Annotated in this window: 13 protein-coding genes, 1 tRNA gene and 1 riboswitch; of the genes, 3 read left to right on the top strand and 11 right to left on the bottom strand. The window is 45.9% G+C overall.

What is annotated here, in order from left to right:
- The first annotated feature begins 9 nt into the window (after window positions 1-9).
- The gene (locus R8O10_RS22120) at window positions 10-465 is read left to right on the top strand and encodes a DoxX family protein (protein ID WP_213867448.1); all 456 of its coding nucleotides are present in this window, start codon (window positions 10-12) and stop codon (window positions 463-465) included.
- Window positions 466-496: 31 nt separating this feature from the next.
- Here R8O10_RS22120 and R8O10_RS22115 read toward each other — a convergent pair whose 3' ends face one another.
- Complete coding sequence (locus tag R8O10_RS22115; protein ID WP_005378786.1) at window positions 497-778, bottom strand: hypothetical protein; 282 nt, start codon at window positions 776-778, stop codon at window positions 497-499.
- Window positions 779-869: 91 nt separating this feature from the next.
- Window positions 870-2,063, bottom strand: a complete 1,194-nt coding sequence (locus tag R8O10_RS22110; protein WP_005382927.1) for a multidrug effflux MFS transporter — start codon at window positions 2,061-2,063, stop codon at window positions 870-872.
- A 107-nt stretch (window positions 2,064-2,170) separates the two neighbouring features.
- Between R8O10_RS22110 and R8O10_RS22105 the strand changes: the two genes are divergently transcribed.
- Window positions 2,171-3,112, top strand: coding sequence for a LysR family transcriptional regulator (locus R8O10_RS22105; protein WP_005378791.1), 942 nt, complete (start codon window positions 2,171-2,173; stop codon window positions 3,110-3,112).
- 203 nt (window positions 3,113-3,315) lie between these two features.
- Window positions 3,316-5,106 carry an aminopeptidase P family protein gene (locus tag R8O10_RS22100; protein ID WP_213906393.1) on the top strand — a complete coding sequence of 597 codons (1,791 nt, stop codon included), beginning with the start codon at window positions 3,316-3,318 and terminating at the stop codon, window positions 5,104-5,106.
- 149 nt (window positions 5,107-5,255) lie between these two features.
- On the opposite strand, the gene thiH is transcribed toward R8O10_RS22100, so the two are convergent.
- The 9 genes from thiH to R8O10_RS22055 all read right to left on the bottom strand — a co-directional run bounded on the left by thiH (window position 5,256) and on the right by R8O10_RS22055 (window position 14,117).
- Window positions 5,256-6,368, bottom strand: coding sequence for a 2-iminoacetate synthase ThiH (gene thiH, locus R8O10_RS22095; RefSeq protein WP_225478232.1), 1,113 nt, complete (start codon window positions 6,366-6,368; stop codon window positions 5,256-5,258).
- A gap of 34 nt (window positions 6,369-6,402) precedes the next feature.
- A complete protein-coding gene (locus R8O10_RS22090) occupies window positions 6,403-7,170 on the bottom strand; it encodes a thiazole synthase (RefSeq protein WP_213880928.1) in 768 nt (255 codons plus the stop codon).
- Window positions 7,171-7,175: 5 nt separating this feature from the next.
- Window positions 7,176-7,430 (bottom strand): sulfur carrier protein ThiS, encoded by a 255-nt coding sequence (thiS, locus tag R8O10_RS22085; protein WP_225478233.1) that lies wholly within the window; start codon window positions 7,428-7,430, stop codon window positions 7,176-7,178.
- A gap of 38 nt (window positions 7,431-7,468) precedes the next feature.
- Window positions 7,469-8,242: a HesA/MoeB/ThiF family protein gene (locus R8O10_RS22080; RefSeq protein ID WP_213875008.1), complete on the bottom strand. Its 774-nt coding sequence runs from the start codon at window positions 8,240-8,242 to the stop codon at window positions 7,469-7,471.
- Window positions 8,229-9,644, bottom strand: a complete 1,416-nt coding sequence (locus tag R8O10_RS22075; protein ID WP_258475682.1) for a thiamine phosphate synthase — start codon at window positions 9,642-9,644, stop codon at window positions 8,229-8,231. Before R8O10_RS22075 ends, R8O10_RS22080 begins: the two co-directional genes overlap by 14 nt.
- On the bottom strand, window positions 9,644-11,584 hold the full coding sequence (gene thiC, locus R8O10_RS22070) for a phosphomethylpyrimidine synthase ThiC (protein WP_005378810.1): 1,941 nt from the start codon (window positions 11,582-11,584) through the stop codon (window positions 9,644-9,646). Before thiC ends, R8O10_RS22075 begins: the two co-directional genes overlap by 1 nt.
- 163 nt (window positions 11,585-11,747) lie before the next feature.
- Window positions 11,748-11,846, bottom strand: a riboswitch (TPP riboswitch).
- 60 nt (window positions 11,847-11,906) lie between these two features.
- Window positions 11,907-12,290 (bottom strand): fluoride efflux transporter CrcB, encoded by a 384-nt coding sequence (crcB, locus tag R8O10_RS22065; protein ID WP_005378811.1) that lies wholly within the window; start codon window positions 12,288-12,290, stop codon window positions 11,907-11,909.
- Between the two features lie 123 nt (window positions 12,291-12,413).
- Complete coding sequence (locus R8O10_RS22060; RefSeq protein ID WP_318191735.1) at window positions 12,414-13,796, bottom strand: multicopper oxidase family protein; 1,383 nt, start codon at window positions 13,794-13,796, stop codon at window positions 12,414-12,416.
- A gap of 244 nt (window positions 13,797-14,040) precedes the next feature.
- Window positions 14,041-14,117: transfer RNA gene (locus tag R8O10_RS22055), tRNA-Trp, on the bottom strand.
- Window positions 14,118-14,251: the final 134 nt, after the last annotated feature.

The raw sequence follows: 14,251 nt of genomic DNA, 5'->3' as shown, positions 1-14,251 counted from the left end.
GAGCACTCTATGACGGATACGGTTAAAAACTTAGTGAATCGGTACGACGATTTAATCAGTACCTTACAAGCAGGCTTTGTCCCTTTACTACTTCTCTTTTGTCGCTTTTGGGTTGCTTGGGTGTTCTTCAATTCAGGACTAATCAAAATCTCATCTTGGGATAGCACGCTGTACTTATTTGAGCTGGAATACCAAGTGCCAATCTTGCCATGGGAATTGGCGGCTTATTTAGGTACGGCTGCGGAGTTGGTTCTACCGATGTTCTTGGCACTGGGATTGATTACCCGCCCGATGGCAGCAATGCTGTTTGTTTTCAACATCATCGCAGTGATCTCTTACCCACTGTTGTGGGAGAAAGGTTTTTATGACCACCAACTTTGGGGATTGATGATTCTTATCGTAATCGTATGGGGGCCAGGACCGCTGTCTTTGGACCACATCCTGAAAAAGAAAATGACGAGCTAAAAAAATCCCCGCATCATGCGGGGATTTTTTATTATTTATTCAAGTAAGCCAGTAGCTCTTCTGCTGAGATACCTTGCTGAGCGAGGTCTTTTGCCATCTGCTCGACTTGTTCATCTTTGCGTGACTCAATCACTTGCTGAAATTGGTACACGATATCACGCAAAATTGGCAGAGGTACTTGTTTAGCCGCACTACGAATACGCTCGGAGCTTTGATTACCCAGCTCATTAAGCAACTTGCCAAACATCACCTTTTCTGGTGAATCTTCCATTTGCTCTAGAATACGAGCCATTTCATACGTGGTTAACGACATTACTTTTTGAGTTCCGTTATGGTGTCAGGAAAAGTCTGAGTGACAAATATACACGCCTTACTTACATTGGAAAATACTAAATTACACTGATTTACGCTTTCGCAAAGCTCGAGTGCCAGTTCTTCCCTGCTTTTGTAAACAGAACGACCAACGCAGGTAATAGGACCCACATATGAATTGCGATCAAGGTTTGTGGATCCAGAGATAAGCGTTGCAGTGTACCCACCAACAAACCAGAGCCACTCATTTGGAACAATCCAAGCAGTGCAGCTGCCGTGCCCGCCTTATCACCAAACGGTTCTAACGCTTTCCCTGCCGCTGCACCCAGAATGAATGCAAAACCTACAGAAGACATAAAGATAGGTAACATGAAAGAAAGCGCGGTATTCTGACCATTCATCACTAGCATGATCACACCTGCGAGACCCAGAGTTGAGATCCCGGTGACCAAGGTGTTGTGAGTTCCAACGCGCTCCATAAACTTAGGCGCCAGCATACATGCCGCAATGTTTATCACCGCATTTACACCAAACCAGAAAGTGAATTCATTCATCGACAGCCCCATCCCCGTCATCAATACCGACGGTGCTGAGGTAACGTAAGCAAGAATAACCGCCATCGCCATCAAGCATAATGACGCATGGAAAACAAAAGATGGTGTGCTAAGCACTGCCCAATACCGACTAAGCTTAAACACGGCTTGCTTTTCTGTTGACGGGTTAGTCTCTTTCATCATGAAAAACATCAATGATCCAGACACCACAGCAAAACCCGCCATAAAGCTAAAGTTAGCACGCCAGTCAAATTGCTGAGTTAACCAGCTACCTAGAATTGGAGCTAAAGCCGGAATGAAACAAATCGCACCGTTAAGGTAGCTGATCATTTTGCCGCTTTTTTCCGGGCCAAAGATATCGCGAACTGTTGCAAAGGCTGCTACCGATGTCGCACACGCACCTAAGCCTTGTAGCAGTCGGGAAACCAACATCCACTCAATATTTTGAGCACTCCACGCCAATAAAGCGCTCATCGCGTAAATGGTGATACCGCCCAATGCAACAGTTCGACGTCCGAGTTTATCTGCTAGGGGACCTGCGAATAGCTGACCAACACCCATAGCAAATAAGAACCAAGTGATCGTGTCTTGTGCTAGCGCATTATCGACCTGAAAAGTGGAAGCAATAAGAGGTAAAGCAGGTAGATAAATATCAATCGCTAAAGGACTGAAAAGAACCAAAAGGGTCAATAACGCCATCTGTTTTTTACTATTAGAAAACTGGCTAGACACACAACACTCCGAATTGGATAAAGAACTTTGGGTAAAGCTTAATCATCTGATGATATGAATGGAAATGATGTATAATCATGAGCATTATTCCTCAGAGGAAATTCACTGTGAACGTCGAAAAACTGGCTCGTATCGATTTAAATCTATTGGTCTGCTTTAAAGTGCTGATTGAAGAGTTAAACGTTACTCGTGCGGCCCACCGATTGTGCTTAAGCCAATCCGCCGTAAGTAAATCACTGGCTAAACTGCGCATTCAATTTGATGACCCTCTTTTCACTCGAAACTCACATGGATTAACACCTACGCCGCGCGCATTGTTTCTTAAACCGAAACTGGATCTGTTGATAAATCAGTTAGAAGTGCTGACTCAACCCGAAGAGTTTTCTCCGCAAAGCAGTGAATACCGTTTTCAAATAGCAGCGGTAGAGAGTGTCTACCCTCTCATTCTACCCCATTTCTTACCGGCGATTTTTCAACAAGCACCTGGCGTGACAATTAGCACACACCCGTGGTCGGATAATACATTTAAAATGCTTCAACGCGGCGAACTGGATTTAGGCTTAACTGGAAAAGATATCGATATAAACGATGCCAAGCTGACTCTTCAACCACCCGATGACATTTGCGAGTTGGAAATTTATCGTGATTACCAAATGTGCATTATTCGCAAAAACCACCCTGCGCTAAAACAACCTTGGAATCTGGAAGCCTATCTCGCCCTACGCCATGTACAGGTGCGTTGTGATGGCAACGACCGTTGGTTGCTAGATTATCGCCTTGCAGATATTGGCGCCGACCGCGATATTGCCGTCACTGTGCCCGACTTTAACAGTGCCGCAAGTTTATGTTCATACACCGACTTTATCTTTACTGCGCCAAGTCATTTTGTGCAACTTGCGGCCAAACAGCTTGATTTGGTCGTGCTGCCACTACCGTTAGAATTCCCACCTATGGCTTACACTTTATTCTGGCACCGAGATAGAGAAAACGACCCTGCATTAGGCTGGCTACGTACGATGATCACACAAAAAACCGATCACCTTAGATAAAAACACCGCACTCAATTTGCGCTTAGCGGCTAAAATGAGTAGCTTAACTGTCGTAGTCCTTTTTGGCTCATCTATGGCCTAGTTGTACTCCGACTCTATTGAAGTGATTGCGAACCTCAATGGAATCGTAAACTGCATGAAGCAGATGGAAACAGCTCCCACACCTGAGCATGAAGGAGCGGTAATTTGAAGGAATAACACAGATGCACAACGATACCCAAAGCCGCGTGAATGCAATTCGCGAATGGCTAGCACAACATAATATTGATGCCCTACTTGTCCCTCATGAAGACGAGTACTTGGGTGAATACGTACCAGCGCACAACGAGCGTTTACATTGGCTAACTGGCTTTACTGGTTCTGCTGGTGCTGCGGTAATCACCAAAGACAAAGCCGCTATCTTTGTTGATGGTCGCTACACAGTACAAGTAACAAAGCAGGTTCCTGCTGATCTATTCGAATACCGTCACTTGATTGAAGAGCCTGCACTAGATTGGATTAAAGACCATCTTGCAAATGGCGCGTCTGTGGCAATCGACCCTCGCATGCACAACGCTGCTTGGCTAGACATGGCACAAGCAAAACTTGCTGGCGCACTTGAGCTTAAGATTCTCGATAGCAACCCAATTGATGAACTGTGGCACGACCGCCCTGCTCCTGTGGTTTCTGATGTTCGCCTAATGGCAACAGAAGCAGTTGGTCAGTCAAGTGAAAGCAAACGCCAAGAAATCGCAGAGCTCGTGAAAAAAGCCGGTGCAGACAGCGCAGTGATCACAGCACTTGATTCTATCTGTTGGTTACTCAACGTTCGTGGTCTTGATGTATCACGTTTACCAGTTCTGCTTTCTCACGCGATTCTGCACTCAGACTCAAGCGTGGAATACTTCCTAGATCCTGCTCGCCTACCTGCTGAGTTTGACGCTCATGTTGGTGCCGGCGTGACGGTTCATCACCCAGAAGCATTGCAAGCACGACTAGAAAACCTAACTGGCAAGAATGTACTGGTTGACCCTGCGACAAGTAACGCGTGGTTTAAGCTGGTGCTTCAAAACGCAGGCGCATCTGTGGTGAGTAAAGCTGATCCATGCCTAATGCCAAAAGCAGCAAAGAACGCAGTTGAAATCGCAGGCATGAAAGCATGTCATATCCGCGATGGCGTAGCGATGAGTAAGTTCCTGTCTTGGTTAGATGCTGAAGTCGCTGCTGGTAACCTGCATGATGAAGCGACGATGGCAGACAAACTGGAAGCGTTCCGTAGCGAAGACCCGACACTTATGGATCTTAGCTTCGATACTATCTCGGCAGCAGGTGGCAACGCGGCGATGTGTCACTATAATCACGAGAACCAACCTGAACCTGGCAAGCTAGAACTGAACACACTTTACCTAGTGGATTCAGGCGGTCAGTACCTAGATGGCACGACAGACATCACGCGTACCATTGCGATCGGTCAGCCTTCACAAGAGATGATTAAACAGTTCACTCTTGCGCTAAAAGGTCACATCGGTGTTGCTCGTGCACGTTTCCCGAAAGGCACACGTGGTTACCAAATCGATACGCTAGCTCGTCAGCACCTATGGGCGGAAGGCTACGATTACGATCACGGTACTGGTCACGGTGTTGGTCACTTCCTAAGTGTTCATGAAGGTCCAGCAAGCATTTCGAAGAAGCAAATCGACGTGCCTCTAACAGAAGGTATGGTGCTATCCAACGAACCAGGCTACTACCGTGCAGATGCGTTTGGTATTCGTATTGAAAACTTAGAGCTTGTTGTTGAAACCGCAACAAACGGTGACTTCCCTGTTCTGTCATTTGAGTCGCTAACACGCTGTCCAATCGACAAGCGAAATATCAACGTTGATATGCTAACTCGTCCAGAACTTGCTTGGCTGAATGATTACCATCAGAAGGTATGGGATGAGATCAGCCCACTTGTTGAAGGTGATGTGAAAGAGTGGCTTCGTCAAGCAACGCTACCAGTAGCACATAGCTAGAAGCTAGAAGCTAGAAGCTAGAAGCTAGAAGCTAGAAGCTAGAAGCTAGAAGCTAGAAAAAAGTAGAGGGTTGATGTTTTGCATCAACCCTCTTTTTTTGCCTATGTTTCACGTGAAACATAACGATGACCAGTGGCTTTCTTTGCTACTTAACCAGAATACGCCGAGTGCCAATCTCGCCATACAGGGTCAAACCCTTTGGCTCGAATCATATCTTCCACAGAACCTGCGCTTCGCTCATCACTGATCTCAAACTGCTCGAGTTCAACATCATCCATCGCATAACCACCCGGCTGAGTTTTCGATGCAGCAGACATACTGGTAATGCCTAAAGGCAATGCGTTATCTCTAAACTTCGGTGACTCACGAGTCGATAATGACAACTCCACTTCTGGATTCAACAAACGATAAGCGCAAATCAGCTGAACAAGTTGCTTATCCGTCATGACTGATTTGGGTTGGAGCGCACCCTCACAAGGACGCAAACGCGGGAAAGAAATCGAGTAACGAGTCTGCCAATACGTGCGCTCAAGATAGTCCAAGTGCGCTGCCACATAAAAACAGTCGGTACGCCACTCTTCCAACCCTATTAAAGCACCAATACCGATCTTATCGATGCCCGCCTTTGCAAGACGATCGGGTGTATCCAATCGGTATTCGAAATCCATCTTGTTGCCACGCAAATGGTGCTCGGCGTAAGTCGAAGGATGATACGTTTCTTGATAGACCATCACCGCATCCAAACCCAATGTCTTGAGCTCAGCGTATTCGTCTTGATCAAGTGGCTGTACTTCCATCGCCAAATAGTTAAAGCGCTTCTTAATCATAGGCACCATTTCGCGGAAGTATTTCATACCCACTTTAGTTTCGTGTTCGCCAGTCACCAGCAATACGCTATCAAACTTCATGCGCTTGATTGCTTCGACCTCTGCAACCACTTCGTCCCGATTCAAGGTACGACGCTTGATTCTATTCTCCATCGAGAAGCCACAATAAGTACAAGCATTGGCACACAAGTTAGAAAGGTACAATGGAATGTAAAGCGACATGGTATTACCAAAGCGCTTACGAGTTGCCGAATATGACAGCTGCGCCATTTGCTCTAAGTACGCTTCAGCCGCTGGTGAAATTAGCGCTTTAAAGTCTTCCAAATCACGCTTGGGTTTATTCAATGCTCGCTCGACGTCTTTTGCCGTTTTCGCATAGATAGACATCGAAATGTCATCCCAATTAAGCTGCTTAAATTGTTCAACGAAGCTCATGTTTTCCTCGCTTAATAGCTAAACCAATCTAGGACTAAAGCTCATCTAGGAATGACGTCAGTGGACTCGACGCAACCGCATGAGAAACCTTACCTGCAAGTCCGGCTTCATAAGCCATACGCCCCGACTCTACCGCCAACTTAAATGCTTTCGCCATCGCAACGGGATCGCTCGAAGTCGCAATCGCGGTATTAACTAGCACGGCATCCGCGCCCATTTCCATCGCACGCGCAGCATGTGAAGGAGCACCAATACCCGCATCAACAATGACAGGAACATTAGCTTGGTCGATGATGATCTCTAGGAAATCGTGAGAAACTATCCCTTTGTTGGAACCAATCGGAGCACCCAATGGCATGACAGCAGCGCAGCCAACCTCTTCCAATCGTTTACACAGAACCGGGTCAGCATGACAGTAAGGAAGGACAATGAAGCCTTCACGAACCAGCTGTTCAGCGGCTGCAAGTGTCTCAATTGGATCGGGCATCAAGTACTTCGGGTCTGGATGAATTTCCAGTTTTAGCCAGTTAGTACCCAACGCTTCTCGCGCCAGTTGTGCAGCAAACACAGCATCTTTAGCATTCTTTGCTCCTGATGTGTTTGGCAATAAGTTCACCCCCGCTTTTACTAGCGGCAGCAAAATATCGTCTTGTTGGTCATTCACATCCACACGCTTCAACGCCATGGTCGCAAGTTGAGAACCCGATACTTGAATCGCTTCTGCCATTAATCGGCTGCTGGCAAATTTCCCTGTTCCCGTGAACAGTCTTGATTCGAATTGTTTATCACCAATTTTAAGCATCGACTTTAACCCCCTGCGATCGCTTGAAACAAAGAGATGCTATCTCCCTGTGAAAGAACTGTGCTAGCCCACTCACTGCGTGACACAACATTGTTATTAATTGCAAAAACACAGCCCATTTCAGGCAGCGCAAATTGACTAATGATTTGCTGTAGATTCGACTCACTGGCAACTTGATGTGACTGGTCATTGATGACAATAGTGATCACATCTAAGTCAGCAGCGGTCATTTGTGTTGTTTGTTGTTCTGATAACGTCATTGCTTCCAACTCTCTTAATTCTGCCCATTACTCACAAGCTAAATCTGAGCACACACTTGGCACTGTTTATCTTTGCTTATCGCCATGGTTTGCCATTGCAGTTTCAACCCATCAAACAGATGCAACTTGGCAGTCTCGACATGAAACTTTCCCGTCGCCAGTTTTTGAATTGCTGCTATCGCTTGGTAGTTACCAAGTGTGCCGACCACCGGACCGACGACACCGCTCTCACTGCACTTTTGCGTTTGCGGTAATTCGTCGAACGGATACAAACAGCGGTAACACGCTTTACTCTGCGCTTCTTGTTCACTTGGTGTTTGGTAATCAAAGACAGCGAATTGCCCTTGCCAACCAATTGCCGCCGCCGAGATGAGCGGCGTATTTTGCTCGAAACAAACTTGGTTAATGAGCTGACGCGTTGGCATGTTATCGGTGCAGTCGAGCACCACATCCGCTAGCATCACCTCAAGCTGAAGCTGTGCTTTGTCTAATCGCTTATTGAGGGCACGAATTTGAACCATAGAATTAAGGTCAGTCAGTTGCTTCACAGTCGCTTTTGTTTTCGCAACTTGGAGGTCTTGTTCACGATAAATGATCTGACGTTGTAGGTTACTGCTATCAACTTCATCGTCATCGACCACAACCAATTTACCAATACCCGCTGATGCCAAGTACAAACTCGCTGCGCTCCCTAACCCACCACAACCGATGATCAGCACATGCGATTTGCTCAAACGCTCTTGCCCGACTTCGGCAATTTCAGGCAGAGCGACTTGGCGCTGATAGCGAAGGAACTGCTTATCCGTGAGCATGCTCGCCTCTCTTGGTATGCGCTAATTTACTACTCTGATCAGTAAACGTTAGCTGTCTTTCATTCATCAGTTGTGCGAAGAACTCGATGACGGACTGAGGTGATTCTGCCAACGTAATAGCTCGCACAACTGCCAAACTAGAAACACCTGTTTGCCAAACTTGGTCTGCATTAGATTGGTCAATGCCACCAATCGCGACCGTCGGAAAGCCAAGCACATAGTCACTACCTGCTTTGTCTTTTGCAGGACGGAAAACCGACTCTGTGTTTGTATAAGGAATGCTATCAATCAGCTTTTGATACAGAGCCAAGCGCACCAAACCTTGTGGTTTCGATGGCATCTGTTTAGTGGTGGTTGGAAAAATATGCCCTAGCGCGATGTAACTAGGATGAATTTGTACGATGCGCAGTAGCTCATAATAACCATGAGTAGAAAGACCAAGACGAATGCCGGCTTTAGTTATCTGAGCCAAATTCGATTCTTCTATGTCTTCTTGTCCTAGGTGAACGCCATAAGCGCCATGCTTGATTGCCAACTGCCAGTAGTCATTTATGAACACTTGTGCTTGATACTGACGACCTAGCTCAATTGCTCGAATGATCTGTTGTTCTAAATCGGCTTGTTGTGGGTTCTTGATTCGCAGTTGAATAGTGTTGATGCCTAGTGGCAGTAGACGCTCAATCCAAGCAACATCATCAACGACTGGATAGAGCCCTAGACTTTGCTTAGTCAGAGTTGGAAAGCTAACGCTCTCGCCTTGTGCAGACCAACCAACTTGAATACCTAGTCGGTTATCCTCCAGTACAGGTGTGGGGAAATCATCAAATTGGTCAGCCCACCGAGTAGACCTTCCCTCATCAAGGTTGTCATTCAACAGTGTTTCACGTGAAACATTCGCTTGCTGAGTTAGCATTCCTCGAGCAAGTGTTAACGCATCTTCGATAGGAAAATCGAGTACTGTCAGCGTTACTATCCAAGCAAGGTGATGTTCAGGATTGAACATTGCGTTGAATTTGGACTTAACGGAAAGTGCTCTCACTTCGTTGTTAATTGGGTGACGCCAGATATCAAGCTGAAGCACTTTCTCCTTTTCATCGGATACCTGAGTATCAGCAATACCAATATAAATCGCTTTCGACGGTTGCTTAGCACACGCTTCTACCGACAAAGCAGAACGGTAATAGAGCACAAATGAACTCTCATGCTCAGAGTCATAATCATCAATGAGATCAGTCGTTATGTGTGTGGTCTGTTGGCCGCGAACAAGCTGAATAGATTGAGTTGGGCTCACACCCAACTCAATGTCTTCTATGCTAAAACCCTGTTCTTTCGCCAACAACAAACATTGCTGAACTAAACCTGTCAGTTCAATCAACGATGACGGAATAAGGATTTTGCTCATTAGTCACTTACCTCGGCATGTGCTGCTGGGTGGTATAGCTCGGAACCTGACTCTCTAAATTCTTGCGATTTCTGACGCATCCCTTCAAGAGGATCATCTAGCATTTTAATCGAGATAGCTTGGTCCGCAGCAACTTGCTCAGTGTCTTTCGCGTACTCTCGTACCTCTTGCGAAATCTTCATCGAGCAGAACTTTGGTCCGCACATCGAACAGAAGTGAGCAACTTTGCCGGACTCTTGAGGTAAGGTTTCATCATGGAAAGCGCGCGCGGTATCTGGGTCGAGTGACAAGTTGAATTGATCTTCCCAGCGGAACTCGAAGCGAGCTTTAGAAAGCGCATTATCACGAACTTGAGCACCTGGGTGCCCTTTCGCTAAATCAGCGGCGTGCGCAGCAAGCTTATAAGTGATCATGCCTACTTTCACGTCTTCTTTGTTTGGTAAACCGAGGTGCTCTTTCGGAGTTACGTAGCAAAGCATTGCACAGCCATACCAACCAATCATGGCAGCGCCGATGCCTGAAGTAATATGGTCGTAACCAGGAGCGACGTCTGTCGTCAATGGACCAAGGGTATAGAAAGGAGCCTCATGACAGTGCTCTAACTGCTCTTCCATGTTCTCTTTGATCATATGCATTGGAACATGACCAGGGCCTTCAATAATCACCTGTACGTCGTATTCCCACGCAATCTTGGTTAACTCACCAAGGGTACGAAGCTCTGCAAATTGCGCTTCGTCGTTAGCATCGGCCACCGAGCCAGGACGCAGACCATCACCGAGAGAAAGTGCGACATCATACTTAGCACAGATTTCACAGATCTCTCGGAAGTGGGTATATAAGAAGCTTTCTTGGTGATGCGCTAAACACCATTTCGCGATGATAGAGCCACCACGAGAGACGATGCCAGTAACGCGTTTTGCAGTCATTGGCACATAACGAAGTAGTAAACCGGCATGGATAGTAAAGTAGTCAACGCCCTGCTCTGCTTGCTCAATCAGGGTATCGCGCATCACTTCCCAGTTAAGGTTTTCCGCAACACCATTCACTTTCTCAAGCGCTTGATACATTGGTACGGTACCGATCGGAACCGGACTGTTACGTAGAATCCACTCGCGAGTTTCGTGGATGTTACGTCCAGTAGAGAGATCCATAACGGTATCTCCACCCCAACGTGTCGCCCAAACGAGCTTCTCTACTTCTTCCTCAATCGAAGAAGTGACCGATGAGTTACCGATGTTGGCGTTCACTTTGACCAAAAAGTTACGTCCAATGATCATTGGTTCGGATTCTGGGTGGTTAATATTGGAAGGGATAATAGCGCGACCTTCGGCGACTTCTTTGCGCACGAATTCGGCGGTAATATCTTTTGGTAGGTTCGCTCCGAAGCTTTGACCCGGATGCTGTTGATTCAGCACTTCATCGCGATACTTGGCACGCCCCATGTTTTCACGCAGCGCGATATATTCCATTTCTGGGGTAATAATACCTTTGCGAGCATAGTGCAATTGAGTCACACAATGGCCATCTTTGGCACGTCGAATACGTGGTAGATTTCCGTAACGAAGATCGTCTAGCGTTTCATCTTCTAAGCGCTCTTTGGTGTATACCGAGCTTACTTCATCAAGTAGCTCAGTATCGGCACGCTCTTCAATCCACCCTTCTCTCAGCTTAGGTAAGCCGCTATAGAGGTCTATGGTGTGCTCTGGATCTGTGTATACACCCGACGTATCGTAAACGCGTACTGGCTCATTAGGTTCGAATATAGGCGCTTCTTTTGTGCCTCCAATAAGGCTATCAGCGAGTGATATCTCACGCATTGGCACACGAATATCTGGACGTGAGCCTTCTACGTAGACTTTGCTTGAATTGGGGTACGGTTGTACCGAGAGTGTATCAATGAACTGTTTTGCTTCCAGTCTCGCTTGTTTGCGACTCGACATAGCATTTTTCCTTGCTTTGTTATACTAGATAAAAAGTAATTGGATAAAAATGCTTGGCGGATAGATGCGACAAGAGGAGTCAAATTAAGGCTAGTTAAAGCTTACGATATTTGCCTGTAACAACATTCGACTTTTGATAGGTCAACCAGAAAGAACTCCGGTGTGAATATCTTCTCTTGTTCCCTTCGCAGATTCTAATCTGATCAGGTTCAACGGATCCCGAATTAACGGTCTCAGCCTTATGGCACTCCGACAAGTGATGTCAGTATATAAAAACGGCTTGGTGAAACCAAGCCGACCTGTTCAATTTTTAACTACTTTGCTAGCTGCGCATCAATAATTGAAAGCCAATCCACGCCGCTGAAATACTTAACACGACATTCAACAATACGTTCAACCCCATCTTAAAGAAAGCGCCCTGCTGCATAAGCAAAACATTATCCATCGAGAAGGTGGAAAACGTCGTTAGTGCGCCTAAAAAACCCAAGCCAATCACTTGTCGCCAAGGTTCCGTTGCCAAAAGTTCATTATCGAAAGCTGCTATCAATAAGCCCATCATAAATGAGCCAACAACGTTAACGGTTAACGTACCATATGGAAAACCACGCCCCAATAAAATGACACAAAGTTCAGAAATTAAGTAACGAGAACATGCACCAAATGCACCACCCAATGCAATAAAACCCAAAACGGATAGTTGTCCCATAATTCCCCCAGAAAAGTTAATGGCGACATTGTAATCAAATTTACGGCAATAGTGATTATACAATCTTAGAATTCAGCAAAGTATAGCGCTTAAAACTTATCAAGATTTTAAAAGTTACAGGAGTCACTTTACTTCAATGTACCCCATCAAACCCGTCTTCATATGTTCAATTACATGACAATGGTACATCCAACGCCCTGGGTTATCTGCAACAAATGCCGCTTTCGCACTGCCGTTTTTTCCAAGTAAGACCGTATCGGTATGAAACGGTTCGTCGAGTTTTTTTCCATCTAACTCAAGAACCGTAAATGTGTGTCCATGAAGATGAATAGGATGATGATATTGGGTGACGTTCTTTAGGTTGAAGATATAGGTTTTTCCCATCTCCAATGTTGAAAGCGGCGCTGGAATATTATCTTTGCTCATTCCCTCCCAAGCCCGTTTGTTCATCAGCCAGAACTTAGGTATCGCTTTGCCCGATTTATCAGCAGGAGTGATCGCCCCCTCCCACTCAAACACATAATCGATTTGCTCTGCATTTTTCAAATCGAGAGCTGGCACAGGGTTGAGAGGTAATAAAGGCAGTTTCTGGTTGCTCGGCAAGTCAGACTCAACAACGTCAAACTCGCACAAAGGGAATGGGAAGCGTCCTTTCATTTGACGCACATAAACACGTGTTCCAGCCTTCGGAGCAATCAATCCGACATCTAACCTCATTCCTGGACCAATTTTATGCTGAGTGAGCTTATAAGGCGTTTTAACAGGGTTACCATCAATAGCAATAACCCAAGCCTCTGCACCTTCAATAGCGATCGGGTAAGTAATGGTGTTATCGACGTTAGCAATTCTTAATCGCGTGGTAGCATTCTGCTTCAGCGTATAAACAGGTTCATGCACACCATTGACGCTACTCCACTCTCCGGGAGTCCCCATACGAGCGCTCAAGCGCGGTACCATAAGGTTCTTCCACTGACCTTGTTTGTCTAAATGCCAATGCTTTAGAACTATTTCCTGTTCTTCATCAAATAGAACAGGCTCAGCCTCTTCAACGATAATTAGCCCAACTAAGCCCATACCAAGTTGCTTAACGCTATTCATGTGGGGGTGATACCAAAACGTGCCTGCATCTAGCGGTGTAAATTCATAAACGAATGTTTCACCCGGCATGATAGGCGGCTGGCTTAAGAAAGGTACACCATCCATTTCAATAGGGATTCGCAAGCCATGCCAGTGGATTGTAGTCGGCTCTGAAAGCTTGTTAGTAAACCTAATTATAACTTTCTCGCCTTGGCGACAACGAATCGTAGGCGCTGGAATCGAACCATTAAATGCGAGTACGTCTGTATTAAACCCAGGGATCAATTCTGCAGTAGAAGGCTCTGCAGTGATATCGTATATATATTGTCCCTGCTTATTAGTGCTCCTAGATAGAGAACATGCAGGTAGAACGGTAAGCGCGGAGATTGCTAAGGATGATTGAAGAAAGCGTCGACGAGATATATCCATACATAGTTACTCATTAATCCAGATCGGTTGAGTGTAACTAAATATAAATAGTGATTCCCCTTTATTATTAAAATTTCGGGCCACTGATCATTACAGCTAACTGTAGTTTCGTTCGTTCAGTAGATTAAATGCTGCCAAAGTACAGCAGAAAGCCATACTTACGGGATAAGAGTAGAAATAAGCTGTAATAATGAGAAGAAACCAGATACAAAAAAGGCTCTGACCTAAGTCAGAGCCTGATATGTGGCAGGGGTGGAGAGATTCGAACTCCCAACACGCGGATTTGGAATCCGCTGCTCTGCCAATTGGAGCTACACCCCTATAGAATTTTCATATTCTAGATTTGACAAAACCTCGCATAAGCGAGGTTGTCGATATTAAGTGGCGGAGTGGACGGGACTCGAACCCGCGACCCCCGGCGTGACAGGCCGGTATTCTAACCAACTGAACTACCA

It is taken from the genome of Vibrio sp. 1727, assembly GCF_033344415.1.
Lineage (GTDB): Bacteria > Pseudomonadota > Gammaproteobacteria > Enterobacterales > Vibrionaceae > Vibrio > Vibrio alginolyticus.
Note: the sequence above shows the minus strand (reverse complement) of the source record. Positions and strands in the feature narration are given on the sequence as shown.